This window comes from Sphingomonas sp. HT-1, assembly GCF_048568905.1.
Classification (GTDB): domain Bacteria; phylum Pseudomonadota; class Alphaproteobacteria; order Sphingomonadales; family Sphingomonadaceae; genus Sphingomonas.
The window spans coordinates 1,292,866-1,311,916 of sequence record NZ_CP183770.1 but is presented as its reverse complement, the minus strand read 5'-3'; the positions used below and the strand labels follow the sequence as shown (position 1 = coordinate 1,311,916).

17 protein-coding genes and 1 riboswitch are annotated in these 19,051 nt (G+C 67.7%); of the genes, 7 read left to right on the top strand and 10 right to left on the bottom strand.

Going from position 1 to position 19,051, the window contains the following annotated elements:
• The first annotated feature begins 62 nt into the window (after positions 1 to 62).
• From ACNFJ7_RS06140 to ACNFJ7_RS06130, 3 genes are all read left to right on the top strand, one after another.
• Positions 63 to 290, top strand: coding sequence for a hypothetical protein (locus tag ACNFJ7_RS06140; RefSeq protein ID WP_019370141.1), 228 nt, complete (start codon positions 63 to 65; stop codon positions 288 to 290).
• A 402-nt stretch (positions 291 to 692) separates the two neighbouring features.
• Positions 693 to 2,543 (top strand): methyl-accepting chemotaxis protein, encoded by a 1,851-nt coding sequence (locus tag ACNFJ7_RS06135; protein WP_019370140.1) that lies wholly within the window; start codon positions 693 to 695, stop codon positions 2,541 to 2,543.
• A 102-nt stretch (positions 2,544 to 2,645) separates the two neighbouring features.
• Positions 2,646 to 3,686 carry a DUF2332 domain-containing protein gene (locus ACNFJ7_RS06130; RefSeq protein WP_019370139.1) on the top strand — a complete coding sequence of 347 codons (1,041 nt, stop codon included), beginning with the start codon at positions 2,646 to 2,648 and terminating at the stop codon, positions 3,684 to 3,686.
• Here ACNFJ7_RS06130 and pncB read toward each other — a convergent pair.
• The 8 genes from pncB to cobT are packed head-to-tail and all read right to left on the bottom strand — an operon-like array spanning position 3,683 to position 11,217.
• Entirely contained in the window at positions 3,683 to 4,987 is a 1,305-nt protein-coding gene (pncB, locus tag ACNFJ7_RS06125) for a nicotinate phosphoribosyltransferase (protein WP_019370138.1), read from the bottom strand. The genes ACNFJ7_RS06130 and pncB overlap by 4 nt on opposite strands.
• 57 nt (positions 4,988 to 5,044) lie before the next feature.
• On the bottom strand, positions 5,045 to 5,551 hold the full coding sequence (gene cobU / locus ACNFJ7_RS06120; RefSeq protein WP_019370137.1) for a bifunctional adenosylcobinamide kinase/adenosylcobinamide-phosphate guanylyltransferase: 507 nt from the start codon (positions 5,549 to 5,551) through the stop codon (positions 5,045 to 5,047).
• The gene (locus tag ACNFJ7_RS06115; protein ID WP_019370136.1) at positions 5,548 to 7,005 is read right to left on the bottom strand and encodes a cobyric acid synthase; all 1,458 of its coding nucleotides are present in this window, start codon (positions 7,003 to 7,005) and stop codon (positions 5,548 to 5,550) included. The genes cobU and ACNFJ7_RS06115 overlap by 4 nt, the downstream gene beginning before the upstream one ends.
• Entirely contained in the window at positions 6,993 to 7,925 is a 933-nt protein-coding gene (cbiB, locus tag ACNFJ7_RS06110) for an adenosylcobinamide-phosphate synthase CbiB (protein WP_152997871.1), read from the bottom strand. Before cbiB ends, ACNFJ7_RS06115 begins: the two co-directional genes overlap by 13 nt.
• Complete coding sequence (locus ACNFJ7_RS06105; protein ID WP_019370134.1) at positions 7,918 to 8,898, bottom strand: aminotransferase class I/II-fold pyridoxal phosphate-dependent enzyme; 981 nt, start codon at positions 8,896 to 8,898, stop codon at positions 7,918 to 7,920. Before ACNFJ7_RS06105 ends, cbiB begins: the two co-directional genes overlap by 8 nt.
• Complete coding sequence (cobS, locus tag ACNFJ7_RS06100; RefSeq protein ID WP_019370133.1) at positions 8,895 to 9,617, bottom strand: adenosylcobinamide-GDP ribazoletransferase; 723 nt, start codon at positions 9,615 to 9,617, stop codon at positions 8,895 to 8,897. Before cobS ends, ACNFJ7_RS06105 begins: the two co-directional genes overlap by 4 nt.
• Positions 9,614 to 10,180, bottom strand: coding sequence for a histidine phosphatase family protein (locus ACNFJ7_RS06095; RefSeq protein ID WP_019370132.1), 567 nt, complete (start codon positions 10,178 to 10,180; stop codon positions 9,614 to 9,616). Before ACNFJ7_RS06095 ends, cobS begins: the two co-directional genes overlap by 4 nt.
• Positions 10,177 to 11,217 (bottom strand): nicotinate-nucleotide--dimethylbenzimidazole phosphoribosyltransferase, encoded by a 1,041-nt coding sequence (cobT, locus tag ACNFJ7_RS06090; protein WP_019370131.1) that lies wholly within the window; start codon positions 11,215 to 11,217, stop codon positions 10,177 to 10,179. The genes ACNFJ7_RS06095 and cobT overlap by 4 nt, the downstream gene beginning before the upstream one ends.
• Positions 11,218 to 11,327: 110 nt before the next feature.
• A riboswitch (cobalamin riboswitch) is annotated at positions 11,328 to 11,521 on the bottom strand.
• Between the two features lie 454 nt (positions 11,522 to 11,975).
• Between cobT and ACNFJ7_RS06085 the strand changes: the two genes are divergently transcribed.
• Genes ACNFJ7_RS06085 through ACNFJ7_RS06070 form a run of 4 tightly spaced genes read left to right on the top strand, consistent with a single transcriptional unit; the run spans position 11,976 to position 16,310 of the window.
• Positions 11,976 to 12,686 carry a response regulator gene (locus tag ACNFJ7_RS06085; protein WP_026009235.1) on the top strand — a complete coding sequence of 237 codons (711 nt, stop codon included), beginning with the start codon at positions 11,976 to 11,978 and terminating at the stop codon, positions 12,684 to 12,686.
• 5 nt (positions 12,687 to 12,691) lie between these two features.
• Positions 12,692 to 14,056 (top strand): ATP-binding protein, encoded by a 1,365-nt coding sequence (locus ACNFJ7_RS06080; protein ID WP_019370128.1) that lies wholly within the window; start codon positions 12,692 to 12,694, stop codon positions 14,054 to 14,056.
• Between the two features lie 53 nt (positions 14,057 to 14,109).
• Positions 14,110 to 14,802, top strand: coding sequence for a carbonic anhydrase (locus ACNFJ7_RS06075; RefSeq protein ID WP_026009234.1), 693 nt, complete (start codon positions 14,110 to 14,112; stop codon positions 14,800 to 14,802).
• Positions 14,799 to 16,310: a SulP family inorganic anion transporter gene (locus ACNFJ7_RS06070; RefSeq protein ID WP_019370126.1), complete on the top strand. Its 1,512-nt coding sequence runs from the start codon at positions 14,799 to 14,801 to the stop codon at positions 16,308 to 16,310. The genes ACNFJ7_RS06075 and ACNFJ7_RS06070 overlap by 4 nt, the downstream gene beginning before the upstream one ends.
• 59 nt (positions 16,311 to 16,369) lie before the next feature.
• Here ACNFJ7_RS06070 and ACNFJ7_RS06065 read toward each other — a convergent pair whose 3' ends face one another.
• Positions 16,370 to 18,268, bottom strand: coding sequence for a potassium transporter Kup (locus ACNFJ7_RS06065; RefSeq protein WP_050990180.1), 1,899 nt, complete (start codon positions 18,266 to 18,268; stop codon positions 16,370 to 16,372).
• A 183-nt stretch (positions 18,269 to 18,451) separates the two neighbouring features.
• Complete coding sequence (rplI, locus tag ACNFJ7_RS06060; RefSeq protein ID WP_019370124.1) at positions 18,452 to 19,042, bottom strand: 50S ribosomal protein L9; 591 nt, start codon at positions 19,040 to 19,042, stop codon at positions 18,452 to 18,454.
• Positions 19,043 to 19,051 lie beyond the last annotated feature (9 nt).

Genomic DNA, 19,051 nt, shown 5'->3' with positions numbered 1-19,051 from the left:
AGTCGGGCCGGATCGGTCGCATGAATGGGACCGGACCGTAGCTGCGTAGTCAAAGGAAGAAGATGAGCAACAAGCCTTCCGTTCTCGAAGAGGCCCAGGCGTCCACTGCACAGGCGGAGCCGCCGCACGAAGGCGAGGCGATCGCAGTCGCCAAGGAGCTTGCCGAAGCCAAGAAGCGCAGACTGCCGAACAACCGGCAGATCGGCATGGGCGCTGCTATCGGCGTGGGCTCGGCCGCCATCGTCGCCGGCCTGCTTTACTGGCGCGGCGGCCGTAAGGACCGGAAGTAAGCGCTTCGCTTTCGGGTGATCGTTATGACCGCGTTCGGCCGGCGACCGTTCGAGATCGGGCCGCCGGCTGCCGTGTTGTTCCACAAGTCTATTTTGTACCCTACGGATATTGCACAATTTCCGCCGCGGCGGCTTGCTGCTTCACTCCGCCCCCCGGCTGCCGTAAATACCGCCTGAACCTTAGGTAGATGTCCTTGGGACAGTTTCGTGCGCCGGTGACCGATCGGTAAGAGATCGTTTCTATAATGCACTAGACCACAGTCCGGAAACGGGTGGGGGAGGCGCGACTGCAAGCCGCTGGCGGGCAGGTGCCGGCTTCCTCTTCCTTCGGTTCGGCGGCACCTGCCGTTGCACCGATCCGGGCCCCAAACCTTGCGCCTGACGGTATCGGAAAGTCCAGCAATGATCGCATCGATGAAAATTCCGAGGAAGCTCGCACTGTCGTTCCTGCTGATATGTGCATCGGCGGCGATCGTGATGATCGTGTTCTTCATGAACATCTCGATGATCCGTTCGGTTACCGATCAGAACAATCTCAGCCAGCAGGTCCATTCGAAGACGCTGACGCTGGAAACGGCGCTGCTGCGCCAGAACAGTCAGCTGCGCGGGTTCCTCGTCACGGCCGATCCGACCTATCTGAAGTCCTATGACGAAGGCCGCAACGAGTATGACGAGACTTCGGTCGAGCTCGAGAAGCTGCTGACCGATCCGGCATTGCTCGAGGCGGTGCGCAAGTCGCGTGCGGAAACGCTGGCCTGGCGCGAGAAGTGGGGCGATCGCCTGATCGCCGAAGTGAAGGCCGGCCGTCGTGAAGAAGCGCAGGCCCAGGTTCGCGGTGCCGGCAAGTCGGTGCTGGTTTCGGCGGCGGTGCTGCCGCTGCGCGCGATCAAGGATGCGCAGGCCGAACTGATCGAGAAGAATTCCGAGCGGCAGGAAACCGCGATCGCCACCGCGACGACCGTGCTGATCCTCGGCGCGATCGCCCTGATCGGCATCGCCATCGGCCTGGCCGTAACGCTGAGCCGCATCATCGCCCGCCCGATCAGCCAGCTGACCAAGACGATGGCCGATCTCGCAGCAGGCCGGAACCATGTCGAGGTGCCCGCCACCACCCGCGGCGACGAACTGGGCGACATGGCCCGCGCGGTGCTGGTGTTCCGCGACGCCGCGATCGCCAAGGAAGCCTCCGACGCCGCGAGCGCCAAGGCCGAGGCCGAGCAGAAGATGGTCGTCGACACCGTGTCCGCGCATCTTGCCGAACTGGCGCAGGGCAACCTGACCGCAGTGATCAACACCGAATTCCCGTCGCACTACGGCGTAGTGAAGAACAACTTCAACGATGCCATCGGCAGCCTGCGCGAGCTGATCGCGTCGCTGATGGAGGCGACCACGTCGATCCGCACCGGATCGAACGAAATCGCCCAGGCGAGCGAAGACCTCGCCCGCCGCACCGAAGCCAATGCGGCCAGCCTGGAGCAGACCGCCGCCGCCGTCACCCAGATGGACCAGCGCCTGAAGGCGACCGCCGCGGCCGCCAGCCGCACGGTGGAAAGCGCCGACGGCACCATGTCGACGGTCAACAACGGCCGCTCCACCGCCGACGAAGCCGTGCAGGCGATGACGCGCGTTTCCGACAGCGCCAAGGGCATCGACAGCGTGATTGAAGGCCTTGACAAGATCGCCTTCCAGACGCGGGTTCTGGCGATGAACGCCGCCGTCGAAGCCGGCCGTGCCGGTGAAGCGGGCCGCGGCTTCGCAGTGGTCGCCGATCTCGTCTCCGCCCTGGCGATGCGCGCCGAGGAAGAGGCTGGCCGCGCCCGCGACCAGCTTACCGCGACGCAGACCGACATCGTCACTGCGGTGCAGGCCGTGCAGCGGGTGGACGGCGCGCTCGCCGACATCTCGAGCGGCGTGGGCGAGGTGCACACGCTGCTGGGCAACATGGCCTCCGACAACCAGGCGCAGTCCAGCGCGGTCACCGAAATCAGCGCCGCTCTGGGCGCGATGGACCAGTCGACCCAGCAGAACGCCGCGATGGTCGAGGAAACCTCTGCCGCAGCGCGTAACCTTGCCAGCGAAGTGGGCGTGCTTGCCGAGCAGGCCGGTCGCTTCCAGGTGGGCGACGGTGGCGGCTCGCGCGGCGCGCGCATGTCGCCGGGCCGGTTCAACGGTGCGGTCAAGCCGCTGCCGGCGGCCGCGGTGCCCGCTCTCGTGCGCAGCAGCAGCGCCGATGACGACTGGCAGACTTTCTGATCGGGATGGTGCCGACGCATCTAGGGGCGTCGGCGTGAAGTACGGTACATTCGCCAGGTTGGCGGGGACGGGCGGATCGTGCTCGTTTCGGGGGGAGCGTAAATGAATATGGTGGTGCCCCGGACCGGTCTTCACGAACTAAGCCGCATGGCGCGGTTGGTGCGCGGACTTGGTTCGCCCTTCGTGGCGCGGATTTTGGAGGCAGGGCAGCGCCAGTTGTGGCGCGGCCCGCAGAGCGAAGCAACGATCCTCGGCTGGAGCGGAGACGCGGCTGCAGCAGCGCTGGCGATGCGGCTGAACGCCGCGCTGCATTTCCTCGCCCGGCGCGGCAAGCCGGCATCGCTGGCAGCGCTGTATCGCGGGGAGCATGAGGATTTCGATGCCGCCGTCGGCGAGGCGCTGGAAACCGAAGACGCGCTGATCAACGACTTTCTGCGTCGGACCCCGCAGACCAACGAGGTGGGGCGATCAGGTGCGATCGTCGCGGCGCTGATGCAGGTCCGTCGCGCGTTCGACATGCCGTTCGAGCTGCTCGAAATCGGATCGAGCTGCGGACTCAATCTCAACCTCGGCCGCTATGGCTATGATCTGGGAGGAGTTCTCGCCGGAGATCGGCTGTCGCCGGTGCAGGTCGCGCCGGACTGGCATGGCCCGGCGCCCCAGCCCGCGCCGCTGGAGGTGGTGAGCGCGCGCGGAGTGGACCTGAACCCGCTCGACGCCAACGATGCCGCCACATGCGAGCGGCTGATGGCCTATATCTTCGCCGATCAGCCGCACCGGCTGCACCGCCTGGAGCAGGCGATCGGCATGGCGCGCAGCTACCCGCCGCTGCTCGAGCGGGGCGATGCATCGATCTGGCTGGCGGAGGCGCTGGCCCGGCCGCAGGCGGCGGGGGTCTGCCGCGTAGTGATGCATTCGATGGTGCTGCAATATCTTCCGCCGCAGGACCGCGCCAAGGTGGTCGCGATGATCCACGAAGCCGGCCGCGCGGCGACGCCGGAGCGGCCGCTCGCCTGGGTGGGCTTCGAATGGACGGAAACGCGCAGCGAAGTGCAGCTGGCGCTCAGCTGGTTTCCCGGCGCGGAGGAGCGGCGGGTGCTGGCGCTATGCCACCCCTATGGCAACTCGGTAGACTGGCGCTAGACCTGCACGGCCTGTTCGGCGCGTCCGGCACTGCCGAACACCCGCAGATAGCGGCGGATCTCGTCAGGATCGCCCGTCGCTTTGGCGGGATTGTCCGATAGCTTGACCGCCGGCCTGCCATTCGCTGCCACCACCTTGCAGACCAGCGAAATGGGCTCCAGCCCAGCCTCGCCATCGGGATCGCAGCCGCGGAAATCGTTGGTCAGGTTCGTCCCCCAGCCAAAGCTCATCCGCACGCGACCGTTGAAGTGGCGATAGGTCGCCTCGATCGATTCCACGTCCATGCCGTCGGAGAAGATCAGCAGCTTTTCGCGCGGATCGCGGCCATGGTCTTGCCACCAGCGCATGATCTGCTCCCCGCCGGCGATGGGCGGCGCGCTGTCCGGCCGGAAGCCGGTCCAGTCGGCCAGCCAGTCCGGGGCGTGGGCCAGGAACGCGGTGGTGCCGAACGCATCGGGCAGCGCGATCAGCAGGTTGCCGCCATAATGGGCGCGCCATTGCTCCAGCACGCGGTATGGGGCCCCGGCGAGGCTCGCCTCGTCCGGCGACAAGGCCGCCTCCACCATCGGCAGCTCGTGCGCATTGGTGCCGATCGCTTCCAGATCCGCATCCATCGCGAGCAGCACATTCGACGTGCCGATGAAGCGATGACCCAATCCTTCCTTCAGCGCCTCCACGCACCAGCGCTGCCACAGAAAGCCGTGTCGTCGGCGGGTGCCGAAATCGGTGAGCACCAGATCAGGCAGGGTGCGCAGCCGCTCCACCTTTTCCCACAGCTTCGCCTTCGCACGGGCATACAGGATATCGAGCGCGAAGCGATCCTTGGTCCGCAGCGCCGCGCGCGACCGCAGCTCGTTGACGATCGCCAGCGCAGGGATTTCCCACATGGTCGTATGTGTCCACGGGCCATGAAAGTGCAGCGCGAACTGCCCGTCGCGCCGCTCCAGCTCATAGGGCGGCAGGCGGAAATCGGCGAGCCAAGCGATGAAATCCGGCGCGAACATCTGCGTTTTGCCATAGAAGCTGTTGCCGGCGAGCCAGATCAGCTCCTTCTTGGTGAAGCGCAGGCTTCGGGCATGATCGAGCTGGGCGCGCAACTCGGCCTCGTCGATCACCTCGGCCAGCCGCACCGTCTTCGTCCGATTGATCAGCGAGAAGGTGACCTGCGTCTCCGGATGCAGTCGCCGGATCATCTGCAGCATCAGCAGCTTGTAGAAATCGGTATCGAGCAGGCTGCGGACGATCGGATCGAGCCGGAAGTTGTGATTGTAGGTCCGCGTGGCGATATCGGTGAAGGTCATCGCACATCCTTATGCCGCGCCCGAGCGAAGCGCGAGCGCGATGGCCGTTCGCGCTGCTTATTTGAGGCGAAGCGGCAGGCCCGCGGCCAGGAACTGAACCTCCTGCGCGGCGGCGGCGACGGCCTGGTTCAGCCGGCCTGCAGCATCGCGGAAGCGGCGGGCGAGCGCGTTGTCCGGCACGATGCCGAGCCCGACTTCGTTGGCGACGAGGATCACCGGCCCGGACGCCTGCGCCAGGGCGCCGGAAAGCGCCTCGGTCTCGGCATCGAGATCCCGTTCGGCGAACAGAAGGTTCGAGGTCCAAAGCGTGAGGCAGTCGACCAGCAGCACGCGACCCGGTGCGGCGTTCGCGGCGATGGCGGCGGGCAGGTCCAGCGGCACTTCCAGGGTGGACCATCGCCCGTCCCGATCGGCCTGATGGCGGGCGATGCGATCTTCCATCTCGTCGTCCCACGCCTGGGCGGTGGCAACGAACAGCAAGCTGCCGGGCAGGGACTCGGCGCGGGCCTGGGCGTAGCGGCTCTTGCCCGATCGGGCGCCGCCGAGAACGAGCAGATGGTTCATGGCTGGGCCTCTTGAGCAAGCGCGATCAGCGCGGGAATGTCGACATGAACCTCGAGATCGGCGGCGATGGCATCGAGCGCCGCATCGACCGACGCGGCATAATCGACGCCCGCCGAGCGGATGCCGATGCGGCCCAGCAGCGCCCTGCGCAGATCGGTGCTCGCGAACAGGCCGTGGAGATAGGTGCCCATCACCCGCCCGTCGGCGGAGCGCGCGCCGTCCGCACCGTTGCCCAGCTGCGCAAAGGGGCGCAGCGTGTCGGGGCCGCTGGTGATGCCCATATGCATCTCATAGCCGTGTATGGCGGCGCCCAGCGCAGTGCCCTGCGCCGGGTGCAGCGCCTTCTCGCGGGTGAGTTCGGTCGCCACGTCCAGCAGCCCCAGCCCGTCCGCGCTGCCCGCCGGCCCCTCGACCCCATGCGGATCGGCGATCGTTCGCCCCAGCATCTGATAGCCGCCGCAAATGCCCAGGATCGCGCCGCCGCGACGATGATGGGCGTGCAGATCGATGTCCCAACCCTGTTCGCGCAAGGCGGCGAGATCGGCGATCGTCGCCTTGGAGCCGGGGAGGATCACCAATGCCGCCTCTGCCGGGATCGGCTGTCCCGGCGGGATCATCGCCAACGTGACATCCGGCTCCAGTTTCAGCGGATCCAGATCATCGAAATTGGCGATGCGCGGCAGCATCGGGCACGCCATCAGCGTGGCGCCGGCGCTTGCGTCCGCGCTGCGTTCCAGCACCACCGCGTCTTCGCTCGGCAGCCGGGCCGCAGCCGGGAGCCACGGGATCAGGCCGTAGCCGCGCCACCCCGCACGCGCTTCGATCTCGGCATAGCCATCGGCGAACAAAGCAGGATCGCCGCGGAATTTGTTGATCAGGAAGCCGCGGATCATCGCCGCGTCCTCGAGATCGAGCACGGCGCGGGTGCCGACGATCGCGGCGATCACGCCGCCCCGGTCGATATCGCCGACCAGCACCACCGGCACTGCCGCCGCGCGCGCGAACCCCATGTTCGCGATGTCTCCGGCACGCAGGTTGATCTCGGCAGGCGAACCCGCGCCTTCGACGATCACCAGATCGCATTGCGCCCGCAGCCGCTCGAAGCTGGATAGAACATCGCCCAGCAAGGGTTTGCGCGCCGCACGGAAATTCCCGGCATGAAGGGTGCCGCGCACCTTGCCGCCGACGATCAGCTGCGACGTGCGATCCGCCTGCGGCTTCAGCAGCACCGGGTTCATGTCGGTATGGGGCGCCACCCGGCAGGCCAGCGCCTGCAGCGCCTGGGCACGGCCGATCTCGCCGCCATCCTCGGTTACCGCGGCGTTGTTCGACATGTTCTGCGGCTTGAAGGGACGCACGCGGAGCCCCCGGTTGGCGAGGGCGCGGCACAGCCCGGCGACGAGCACCGATTTGCCGACGTCCGAACCCGTTCCCTGCAGCATCAGCGCAGCCATGCGATGCCTCCCGCAAGGATCCACAGCAAGGCACAGGCGCGCGCGTAGAGCTGCAGCCCGCGGACGATGTCGTCGGCACGCGCCGCCGTGCGGCCGCCGCCGATCCACGGCTTGATATGAGTCACGCCGTCATAGGCGACCGGCCCTGCCAGGCGGAGGCCCAGCGCGCCCGCCATGGCCGCTTCGGGCCACCCGGCATTGGGCGAGGCGTGCTTGTGCGCGTCGCGGCGAACCGTGCGCCAGCCGCCCGCACCGGCGCAGCAGAGCAGCACCGCGGCAAGCCGCGCCGGAACCAGGTTCATCAGATCGTCGGTGCGGGCCGCCGCCCAGCCGAAGGCGCGCCACCGCGGCTCGCGGTGGCCGATGAGGCTGTCGGCGGTGTTGACCGCCTTATAGGCCCACAGGCCCGGCAGGCCGCCGATCAGCAGCCAGAACAGCGGTGCGACGATTCCGTCGCAGAAGCTTTCGGCCAGGCTCTCCAAGGCGGCGCGGGCGATGCCGGCGGTGTCGAGCCCCCCGGTGTCGCGGCCCACGATCCGGCCCAGCGCCGCGCGGGCACCGAGCAGGTCGCCCGCCGTCAGCGCTGCGGCGATGGGGCGGACGTGCAGGTACAGGCTCCGCTGGGCGAGGCCGGGAAAGGCGCACAGCGCGACCAGGATCCAGCCCGCCGACGATCGCGCCGCGATCGCTTCGATCCCCAAGCCGGCGCCGATCGCGACGGCGAGCAGCAGCCCGACCGTGCCGATCCCGAACGCCCGACGCGCGGCAGCGGGCAGGTGCTCGCGGTTGCCGCCGCGTTCGCACACGGCGATGATGCGGGCGAAGCCGCCCACCGGGTGCCCGATCCGCCGGTAGATGGCGTCGGGCCAGCCGATCGTGGCGTCCAGCGCCAGTGCGGCAAGGGCGACGGGGTCAGCCATGCGCCAGTGCCCGGTCCAGCCGGTCGAACGCCGCATCGTCGGCGGGCAGGCCGAAACGCAGCCAGCGCGGCGCATAGTCGAAGGGGCGGGTGAGGATGTGCGCATGCGCGAGCCGTTCGAACATCCCGCCCGCATCCTCCCGATCGATCAGCCGGAACAGCGGCGAGGCGCCGATCGGTTCGAGCCCATGGCGCCGAATCAGATCGTCGAGCCTTGCGGCACGCGCGGCCAGCGCAGCGCCGGTCGCGTCGATCCAAGCACTGTCGCGATAGGCGCGGGTGGCGATCTCCAGCGCGGCCGCCCCGATCGGCCAGTCGCCGAGCGCGCGGCGATACTGGGTACACACCGCCGGCGGCGCGAGCACGAAGCCGAGCCGCAGCCCCGCCAGGCCGAAGAACTTGCCGAAGGACCGGAAGACCACCAGCCGCCGGCCCGGGGCGACCAGGCCGGCGACGCTCGCCTGCGGATGCGGATCGACAAAGGCTTCGTCGACGACGAGCCAGCCGCCCGCCGCTTCCCGATCGCGCAGCTGCGCTTCCAGGCGCGCGCGGGGCTGCAGCGTGCCGCACGGATTGTTCGGATTGGCGAGGATCAGCGCCGCCTCGCCGGGCGGCGGCGCCGCGTCCGCCGCCAGCGGGGTGCTGGCTGCAAACATGGCGCCGTGCGTGCGGTACCCGGGCACGCGGTGGAAGGCGCTGCCGCCGAGCAGCAGACCCAGCAGCCGCAAGCCCATTTCGCTGCCCGGAAGCGCGCAGACCAGCGCCGGATCGACGCCGAAATGCGCTGCCGCGGCCGCCTCCAGCGCTGCCAGCGCAGCGGGCTGGGGCAGGGCATGCCAATCCCAGCGCAGATCGTCCGGTACCGGCCAGGGGACCGGGTTGATGCCGGTAGAAAGATCGATCCACGCGCCCTCGCCATAGCGTGCCCGCGCGGCGGCGAGGTTGCCGCCATGGTGGAGGAGCGGCGCTGTCATCCGATCCGCGGCGCCATCAGCAGGGCTACCAGCAGCCCAGTTTCGACGAGTTCGATCCCCGCGCCGTGCCCGTCGCCCGAAATGCCGCCCAGCATCCTGCGGACATGCCAGCCCCAGGCGCCGATGAACAACGGCGCGGCGACCAGCGCGGGTGTCGCCAGCGTCGCGGCGAAGCCGAGCAGGATCAGCCACACGATCAGATCGGCAGGCCGGATGATGCTGCGGAAGCGGCTGGCCAGCCCTTCGTGCAGCGGGGGCAGCCACCAGCTCCATGCCAGCGGGCCGATCCGGGCGGCGGCGGGCACGAAAGCGAGGGTCCAGAACGCCGGGCCGGCGATCAGCGCGTGAAGCAGGACCAGCTTGGCGATCAGCTGCAGCGCGATCGCGGTGACGCCGAAGCTGCCGACATGCGGATCGGCCAGCACGTCGCGCAGCCGCTCGGGCCCCTTGTGGATCGCGCCGCCGGCGTCGGCGAGATCGGCGAGACCATCGAGATGCAGCGCACCGGTGATTCCCACCCATGCGACCAGCGCGGCCAGCGCCCCCGACCAGGGGTCCAGCTGCGCGCCGGCCCACGCGGCCAGCGCGACCACCACGCCGATCACCAGGCCGGCGGCCGGGAACCAGCGGATCGAGCGCGCAAAGGCGGCTTCATCCGCATCGATCGCGGGCAGCGGCAGCCGAGTGAGAAACTGCAGGGCGAGCACGAATTCCTTCACGTAACCAATCCGATCATCTGGCCGACACGGGGAGTGCCGGGCCACAGGCGCAAAGTGAGCAGCGCGGCATGGGGCAGGGCGATGTTCCACAGCTGGGGAAAATCGATGGCGCAGGTTGCCGCGAGCGCGGCCCGCATCGCGCCGCCATGGGTGACGACCAGCGTCGGCCGATCGATCGCCGCCAGCGCGTCGGCAACGCGCGCCACAAGATCGGGCCAGCGCTCGCCCTCCGGCGGAGAACCGCCGGCGGGATCGGCCTGGAACGCCGCCCACGCCGGGCCGTCGATGGCGTCGAATGCCAATCCGTCCCACGCCCCGAAATTCAGTTCGCGCCAGCGGGCGTCCACGCGCGGGACCGCCCCTCTCGACGCGCCGATCGCCTCCGCTGCCGCGCGGGCGCGACGCAGGTCCGATGTGACGATATCGACGCCCGTCACGTGTCGCGCGCGCGCCGAACAGGCAGCGATCCCCTCTGGCAGCGGTGCCGCATCGGTGCGGCCGATGAGCCGCCCTTCCGCCTCGGTACTGCCGTGGCGGAGCAGGTGTACAACGAAGCTGCTCATGCGCCGTTCGCAACCCCTGCTTCGGCGAAAGTCGCCATTTCGGCATGGGCGGCGAGCGCCGACCGGATCACGGCAGCGGCCACGGCGGCGCCGCTTCCTTCGCCGAGGCGCATGTTCAGGTTCAGCAGGGGTTGAAGGCCCAGCCGTTCGAGCAGCAGCCGGTGCCCGGGCTCGGCCGAGCAATGGGCGGCAAGGCAATGATCAACGATTCTCGGAACCGCCGCCGCCAGCGGGGCGATGGCGGCGCAGCAGATATAGCCGTCGAGCAATATGGGTATGCCGATATGGCGCGCCGCGACCACGGCGCCGGCGATGGCGACCAGTTCGCGTCCGCCCAGCCGGCGCAGCGTTTCGAACGGCGTGATCGGCGCGTCGCCATGATATGCCATTGCGCGGGCGATAACCGCGGCTTTCTGACGCACTCCCGACGGGTCGATGCCGGTGCCGGGGCCCACCCAGTCGGCTGCGGTCCCCCCGAAGCTGCGCAGGCAGAGCGCTGCGGCGGCAGTTGAGTTGGCGATGCCCATCTCGCCGAGCAGAAGCAGATCGGTGCCCGGCGAAACCGCAGCGGCACCGGTGTTGAGCGCGGCGAGGCACGATTCCTCGTCCATGGCGGGCGCTCCGGTGAAGTCGGCGGTCGGGCGATCCAGATCCAGCGCGATCACGCGCAGCGGGATGCCGACCGCGCCGGTGAGCGCGTTGATCGCCGCGCCGCCCGCTTGGAAGTTGGCGACCATCTGCGCGGTCACGTCCGCCGGAAAGGCACTTACGCCCTGCGCCGCGACGCCGTGGTTGCCCGCGAAGATCAACGCCCTGGCTCCCGCCAGCGTCGGCCGCTCGCGCGCCTGCCACCCGGCGAGGAACAGCGCGATTTCCTCCAGCCTGCCCAGCGAACCTGCCGGTTTGGTCAGCTGCGCCTGGCGCCGTGCGGCTGCCGCGATCGCCTGGGCGTCGGGACCGGGCAGTTCCGCCAGCGCCGCATGAAAGGCACCGACGCTATCGAACCCGCAATGTTCAACCCTTGCTTCGTACTTCATCGCGCACCCCGAATCGATCGAACACACGCCGGGCGCGTTGCACCCGACGTCACCGGCGTTTGTCGCTCGAACGGACCTGCGAGCCGCACTCTGGCCACACCCTGGACCTGAGACGAGCGACCCATATCGGCAGGTCTCCTGGCTTGCGGGTCATCGCGGATCGGCCCACCTTCTCGGAATCGCTTCCAATGGCAACCGGGCCGATCGCTCGCCGCTTACAGTTGCAGGGGCAGCTGCGGCATTGGGCACGCCCGCACCGCATTCCCTATCAAGCCCGTTGGGCACCGATACGGTTGGTGGAGGTGAAACCCCCGCACGCGCTGTAGCGGCGTGATCGTTGCCGCGCCAGACCCCGGGCGGAGGTTAGGCTGCCGATACCGTCGCGCGGTTTCGGGCGCGCGGCGATGTGGCCGTGGAGCGCGATCGAGCAACGCCGCCATCGCGGCTTCGACATCATCCCTGGGAGGTCGTTTTGCGGCGTGACGGATAAGTTTCTGCAGCATCGCCATGTTCTCGCGCCCGCACGCTGAACGAAAAACGTCGTTCCGGTAAAGGTCCGGTATTCTTCGCAAAAGTCGTATTTCTGGTGGCCGCGGTTCTACTTGCAGCCGCGACTGCAGCGGATCTGTCACCATCGACATGGCCTCGTTCGCGGGATCGCCACATCGCATGTCCGCGCATGCAAATCTGTGCAGCCGCGTTGACCGGCGGCATTGGAGTACCTAATTTGCGGCCCGATGTTTGCGAGTGAACCCCCGCTGACGCTGCCGACCATCGTGTTGGTTGAGGATGATCCCCAGCTGCGGACGCTGACGGCGCGCGCCCTGCAGGAGCATGGCTATACCGTCCGACCCGCCTCTTCCGCGCCGGAAATGTGGCTGGCGCTGGAGAACGGCCCGATCGATCTCGTGCTGCTTGACGTGATGCTGCCGGGCACCAGCGGCATCGATCTGTGCCGCGCAATCCGGCAGAAGAGCTCGGTCCCGATCATCTTCATTTCCGCCAAGGGCAGCGAAACCGATCGCGTCGTCGGCCTGGAACTGGGCGCCGACGATTATCTGCCCAAGCCGTTCGGCACGCGGGAACTGGTGGCGCGCGTGCGCGCCGTTCTGCGCCGTGGCGGCAGCGAGCGGGATCCCAGCGAAAGGCCGGCCGGGCTGATCCAGTTCGAAGGCTGGACCGTGAACCTGCCGCGACGGGAGCTGATGTCGCCCACCGGCGCCGTCGTCGACCTGACCGGCGCCGAGTTCGATCTGCTGGTGACGCTGTGCGATCATGCCGGGCGAGTGATCTCGCGCGAGCGGTTGATCGAGCTTTCGCGCACGCGGCTGGGCGACAGCTCCGACCGAAGCATCGACGTGCTGGTGAGCCGATTGCGGCGGAAACTGTCCGATGCGGGCCATGCCGCGCCGATCGTGACGGTGCGCGGTGTGGGATATACGCTCAACGTGCCTGTGACGCGCGCTTGAGGGCGTTGCTCAAGACACCCACGGGCCTTGTCGGACGGATCTTCGCCGTCCTGCTGCTCACCATTCTGGTCGAATTCGGCGTATCGACGCTGTTGTACGAGCGGGCGAGCCAATTCTCCGTGCGCGATGACGAAGCGCGGCGATTGGCCGAGCATCTCGTGATCGCGCGCAAGTTGCTCGTCGAGCAAGTTCCGTCGCGCCGGCCGGAGTTTGCCGCAGAGCTTACGACGTCGCGGTACGAGATCCAGTGGATGCCGACATTGCCGCCGGCGCTGCGGACCCAGCCCGAGCTGGATCGCATCTATGAGCAGGTGCTGCTGTGGGAGCCCAGCCTGGCCGCCGCGGACTTGCGGCTGCGGCTCACCTCGCAAGGCCGGCACGCGCTGATCGTCGGCGCGCTGATGCTGCCGGACAGGAGCTGGCTGTATTTCCGAACGCGCGAACAGGTGCACCAGGCGGACCTGGGATCGGCGCGAATCCTGCTCGCGCTTGCTCCCGCGCTGGCCCTGATCCTGATCAGCGGCGTGCTGGTGCGCCGCATGTTGCTGCCGATGCGCCGCCTGGCGGAGGCGGCCGACATGGTCGGCATGGCCGGCATCCAGGAAGTGCCGGAGGAAGGGCCGCGCGAACTGCGCCGGGTGATCAATGCGTTCAACCGCATGCAAGCGCGCATCCAGCGGCTGATCGCCGATCGCACCCAGGCGCTGGCCGCGGTGGGGCACGACATGCGGACGCCGCTGGCGCGGCTGCGGCTGCGCGTTGACGGAGTTGCCGATCCGGACGTGCACGCCGCGATCGACGCCGATATCGGCGAGATGGAGGCGATGATTGCATCGTTGCTCGCTTTTCTGGGCGGCGAGGGAGACGAGGAGAAGCCCGCCCGAGTCGACCTGGCCGTTCTGTGCGCGACGATCGCGGACGACAATGACGATCGCGGCCGCGACGTGGAATATGACGGGCCGACCCATTTCGAGCATGTGCTGCGGCCGCTGATGATGAAGCGTGCGCTGAACAACCTGGTCGACAATGCCGTGCATTATGCGGGGCAGGCATGCATCCGGCTGGTGCCGGGCGAAGACGGCGTCGCGCTGCGCGTGGAAGATCATGGCCCGGGCATCCCGGTAGAGGATCTGGAGCGCGTAACGCAGCCTTTCGTCCGGCTAGATACGGCGCGGTCGCGCGACACCGTCGGATTCGGCCTGGGCCTTTCAATCGTTGCGCGGGCGACCGAGCTGGAGGGGGGGCGATTCCGCCTCTTCAACCGCGAGGACGGCGGATTGTGCGCCGAAATCTTCCTCCCACGCGACGGGTTCACCCCTAGCAATATTTCCTTACGAACGCGCCGCAGTGCAGCAACCCCACAGGCTTAGTTTGGATTCCTGAAGAAGTGCCTGCGCCGCGGGCCGGAACCCAGGAGCTAGCCGTGAACGAAGTGATCGGACGCGTGGTGGATTTCGAGAAGCAGGTCTTCCCGAACCAGAGCGCACTCTATTCGAACCTCGCCGCCAACGGGCAGAGCCCCAAGGCACTCATGATCTCTTGTGCCGACTCGCGCGTGGTGCCGGAACATATCATCCAGGCGCAGCCGGGCGACCTGTTCGTCTGCCGTAACGCCGGCAACATCGTGCCGCCCTTCGCCACCCAGAATGGCGGCGTTTCCTCGACCGTGGAATATGCTGTCGCTGCGCTGGGCGTCCGCGACATCATCGTCTGTGGCCATTCGGACTGCGGCGCCATGAAGGCGCTGATGAAGCCGGAAATGCTGGAAGGCATGCCGAACGTCGCCGCATGGCTGCGGCACAGCCACGCCGCCAAGTGCGTGGTAGACGGCGGCTACAGCAACCTGGGCAATGCCGATGCGGTGCGCACCGCGGCGATGGAAAACGTCGTCGTGCAGCTTGCGCATCTTCGTACCCATCCGTCGGTCGCGGCGGGCATCGCGCGCGGCGAAATCGCGCTGCATGGCTGGTTCGTCGATATCGCGGCCGGCATCGTGCTTGGCCTGGACGGCGAAACCGGCCGCTTCGTGCCGATCCGTGAAGATCGCATGCCCGTCGCGCTGCCGGCAGGCCAGCGGCTCGCGAGCGACGTCGCGCTTCCGGAGGCCGCGGAATGACCTCCGCTCCCGTTGCGGACAAGCCCAAGAGCTTCGTTCGCGATTTCACGGCGTCGATCGTCGTGTTCCTGGTGGCGATGCCGCTCTGCATGGGCATCGCGATCGCCTCCGGCGTTCCGCCCGAAAAGGGCCTGGTAACCGGCATCATCGGCGGCCTGGTGGTCGGCATAATCGCCGGTTCGCCGCTGCAGGTGAGCGGCCCGGCGGCCGGCCTGGCCGTGATCGTGTTCGAACTCGTGCGCGAACAGGGCCTCTCCGCGCTCGGGCCCATCCTTATCCTCGCCGGTCTGATCCAGGTGATCGCCGGCGTGCTGCGCGTCGGCGGCTGGTTCCGCGCGATCTCGCCGGCGGTGGTGCACGGCATGCTCGCCGGCATCGGCGTGCTGATCGTGGTCGGCCAATATCACGTGCTGTTCGACGCCAAGCCGCTGTCGAGCGGGCTGGAGAACCTCGCGGCGATGCCGGGACGGCTGCTCGGCCTGTCGTCCAGCATCGAATCCGCCGAAATGGCGCTCGGGCTGGGCCTGCTGACCATCGCGACGATGGTAGGCTGGGACAAGTTCAAGCCGGCGGCGGTGAAGCTGATCCCGGGCGCATTGGTGGGCGTGGTGGCGGCGACGCTGGTCGCGTTCACCCTGGCGCTCGACGTGACCCGCGTCAGCGTGCCCTCGAACATCGTGTCCGCGATAGCGCTGCCCGAAACCGGCTTCTTCGCGCGCTGGCTGGACCCGACCGTCATTACCGCCGCGATCGCGCTTGCGTTCATCGCCAGCGCGGAAACGCTGCTTTCGGCTGCCGCGGTGGACCGGATGCATGATGGCGTGCGCACCAACTACAACAAGGAACTGCGTGCCCAGGGTATCGGCAACCTGCTTTGCGGTTTTGCCGGTGCGCTGCCGATGACCGGCGTGATCGTGCGCAGCTCGGCCAATGTGCAGGCGGGCGCGCAGACTCGCTGGTCCGCGGTGATGCACGGCGCGTGGATTCTCGGCTTCGTCGCGCTGCTGCCGTGGCTGCTGCGCGAAATCCCGATGGCCGCGCTGGGCGCCGTGCTGGTCGTCACCGGTGTCAAGCTGGTCAACCTGAAGCATGTTCGCCACCTTTTCTCGCACTATGGCGTGTTGCCGGCGGCGATCTGGGCGGTGACCTGCCTGCTGGTGGTGACCGAGGACCTGCTGACCGGTGTGCTGGTGGGCATCGCGCTTTCGCTGCTCGAGCTGGTTCCGAACCTCCGCCGCCTGCGGCTCAAGGTGAACCAGAGCGAAGTGGCGGGTTCGCACACGATCGCACTGCAAGGATCGGCCACATTCGTCACGCTGCCCAAGCTTTCCGACCGGCTTGAGTCGGTGCCGGGCGGCGCGCCGGTGCGGCTGGACGTGTCGCAGCTCCAGGCCGTCGACCATAGCTGTGCGGAACTGCTCAAGGACTGGCTGCAGCGGCGTCGCGCAGGCGGATCGCCCGTGGAGCTGGAAGGCGCCACCGGCAAGATGGCCACGCTGGCCCGCTGAGAGAAGCACACCCCGAAGACTGAAGGGCGGCTCCCTGGCGAGCCGCCCCTTTTTTTGCGTCAGATCTCCAGCTGGCTGCCCAGCTCCACGACCCGGTTGGTCGGCAGCTTGAAGAACTCCATCGCGCTTTCGGCATTGCGCACCATCCAGGCGAAGATCTTCTCGCGCCAGATCGCCATGCCCGGGCGCGACGAAGGCAGCAGGGTCTGGCGGGCGAGGAAGTAGCTGGTTTCCATCGGCTGGAACGGCGCCCCGCAGCCGCGCGTGGCGCGGAGCGCGGACGGAACGTCCACCTCGTCCATGAAGCCATAGTGGAGCAGGACACGATAGAAGCCCTCGCCCAGCACCTCGGTCGATATGCATTCCGCCGCCCGCACGTGCGGCACCTGCTCGATCGCGACCGTCAGCAAGATGATGCGTTCGTGCAGAACCTTGTTGTGCTTCAGGTTGTGCAGCAACGCCGGCGGGATGCTGTCCGGTGCGGAGGTGAGAAACACCGCCGTGCCTTTCACACGCGCCGCCGATTGCGCGGCAGACCGTATAAACAGCGACACCGGCATCGCCCCCTCCGACAACCGCCCCAACACCAGCGCGCGGCCGCGCGCCCAGGTGGTCAGCAGCACGAAGGCGATTGCCGCCACCAGCAGCGGAAACCAGCCGCCATCCGGGATTTTGGTCGCATTGGAAGCGAAGTACGCCCCGTCGATCAGCAGGAACGCGCCGGTGACGAGTCCGGCGAGCAGCGGATGCCATTTCCAGACCGCGAAGGTGAGTACGCCCAGCATGCAGGCGGTGATGAACATCGTGCCGGTGACCGCGATGCCATAGGCGGAGGCGAGGTTGCTCGAGCTGCGGAAGCCGAGCGTGAGCAGCACCACGAGAACCAGCAGGCTCCAGTTGACCAGGGGGATGTAGATCTGGCCCGCTGCCTTGGCGCTGGTGTGGAGAATCCGCAGCCGCGGCAGGAAGCCGAGCTGTACCGCCTGTTGCGAGATCGAGAAGGCACCCGAAATCACGGCCTGGCTGGCGATCACCGTCGCCATTGTGGCGAGGAGGACGAGCGGCAGTCGAGCCCAATCGGGCGCCATCAGGAAGAAGGGATTCTCGATCATTTCAGGATTGCGCAGGATCAGCGCCGATTGGCCGAGATAGTTGAGCAGCAGGCACGGGAAGGCAATGTAGAGCCAGGAAACCATGATCGCGCGCCGACCGAAATGCCCCATGTCGGCGTACAGCGCTTCCGCTCCGGTGACGGCGAGGACCACCGAGCCAAGCGCGAGGAAGCCGAGCGCCGGATCCAACGCGAAGAACTGCACCGCGTACCAAGGATTAAGCGCCCACAGGATTTCGGGCGCCGCCGCGATCCCGCGAAGGCCGAGAAGGGCGAGCACCAGGAAATAGACGAGCATGATCGGGCCGAACAGCTTGCCCACGCTCGCCGTGCCCCGCGCCTGGATGGCGAACAGCGCCACCAGGATGGCGATCGTGACGGGAAGGACGAGCGGCGTGAGCCCTTGCTGGATAGTCGTGATCCCCTCCACCGCGGACAGCACCGAAATCGCCGGCGTGATGATCGCGTCGCCATAGAACAGCGCCGTGGCGAACACGCCCATGGTCGTGATGGCGGCGCTCCAGCGTGTCGGGCCCATCTTGCGCATGATCAACGCGAGCAAGGCAAGGCTGCCGCCTTCGCCCTTGTTGTCGGCGCGCAGGATCAACGCGACATATTTGACGGTGACGATCAGCGTCATCGTCCAGAAGATCAGCGACAGCACGCCGTAGATATGAGCGGCGTCGACAGCCAGCGGGTGATGGCCGACGAAACTCTCTTTGAGCGAATAGAGCGGGGACGTGCCGATATCGCCGAAAACGACGCCGATGGCGCCGATCGCCAACGCACTAGGCCCGTCCTGAGGCGTGTGCGCGGCCGATGGCTCTGCGCTGCCTGGTTGTTCCACTGCATGTCTCCGTGGCCCGACGGATTCGGGTGCGGCGCTGTAGGCGGCACCGAATGGCCGTTCCACGGATTTTACGGGTTCTTTATGACGCGGGCGAGCGGTGCGCGCCTGGGCCGGTGCCAAAAGGAAAGGGCCGCACCGATCGCTCGGTACGGCCCTTTGCCTTGAACTATGCCGCTTCGCTTAGCCCTGCGCGTCTTCCGCGGGAGCTTCGGTAGCGATTTCGCCCGGCTCGGCGTTGGGATCGTAATCCTCGGTGAAGCCGGCTTCTTCGCGTTCGAACATTGCAGCCATGACGTCGACGCCCTGGGCCTGCATCTCGGCCTCTTCCGGCGAACGCGCGACGTTCACCTTGATCATCACCGGAACTTCCGGGTGCAGCGCGACCTTGACCTCATAGAGGCCGATCGCCTTGATCGGGCGGTCGAGAACGACCTGCGACTTGTTCACCTTGTGACCGTCGGCAACCAGCGCGTCGACCAGATCGCGCACGGCGACCGAGCCATAGAGCTGGCCGGTGTTCGACGCCTGGCGGATCAGGGTAACCGAAGCGCCCTCGAGCGTCTTGGCTTCCTTCTCGGCATCGACGCGACGCGAAGCGTTTTCGGCCTCGATGCGTTCGCGATTGGCTTCGAAAACCTTGCGGTTCGCTTCGTTGGCGCGGAGCGCCTTCTTGCGCGGCAGCAGGAAGTTACGGGCAAAGCCGTCCTTCACCTTCACCACGTCGCCGATGTGGCCGAGCTTCTCGACTCGTTCGAGCAGAATGACTTCCATGGGATCCGC

Bases quoted from the DNA above. Each gene is read 5' to 3' on its own strand.
- ACNFJ7_RS06140 (WP_019370141.1), top strand. From the start codon at position 63: ATGAGCAACAAGCCTTCCGTTCTCGAAGAGGCCCAGGCGTCCACTGCA.
- cbiB (WP_152997871.1), bottom strand. From the start codon at position 7,925: ATGGCTGACCCCGTCGCCCTTGCCGCACTGGCGCTGGACGCCACGATC.
- ACNFJ7_RS06095 (WP_019370132.1), bottom strand. From the start codon at position 10,180: ATGAGCAGCTTCGTTGTACACCTGCTCCGCCACGGCAGTACCGAGGCG.
- rplI (WP_019370124.1), bottom strand. From the start codon at position 19,042: ATGGAAGTCATTCTGCTCGAACGAGTCGAGAAGCTCGGCCACATCGGC.
- cobU (WP_019370137.1), bottom strand. From the start codon at position 5,551: ATGAACCATCTGCTCGTTCTCGGCGGCGCCCGATCGGGCAAGAGCCGC.
- ACNFJ7_RS06130 (WP_019370139.1), top strand. From the start codon at position 2,646: ATGAATATGGTGGTGCCCCGGACCGGTCTTCACGAACTAAGCCGCATG.
- ACNFJ7_RS06070 (WP_019370126.1), top strand. From the start codon at position 14,799: ATGACCTCCGCTCCCGTTGCGGACAAGCCCAAGAGCTTCGTTCGCGAT.
- ACNFJ7_RS06115 (WP_019370136.1), bottom strand. From the start codon at position 7,005: ATGGCTGCGCTGATGCTGCAGGGAACGGGTTCGGACGTCGGCAAATCG.
- cobT (WP_019370131.1), bottom strand. From the start codon at position 11,217: ATGAAGTACGAAGCAAGGGTTGAACATTGCGGGTTCGATAGCGTCGGT.
- ACNFJ7_RS06105 (WP_019370134.1), bottom strand. From the start codon at position 8,898: ATGACAGCGCCGCTCCTCCACCATGGCGGCAACCTCGCCGCCGCGCGG.
- pncB (WP_019370138.1), bottom strand. From the start codon at position 4,987: ATGACCTTCACCGATATCGCCACGCGGACCTACAATCACAACTTCCGG.
- ACNFJ7_RS06135 (WP_019370140.1), top strand. From the start codon at position 693: ATGATCGCATCGATGAAAATTCCGAGGAAGCTCGCACTGTCGTTCCTG.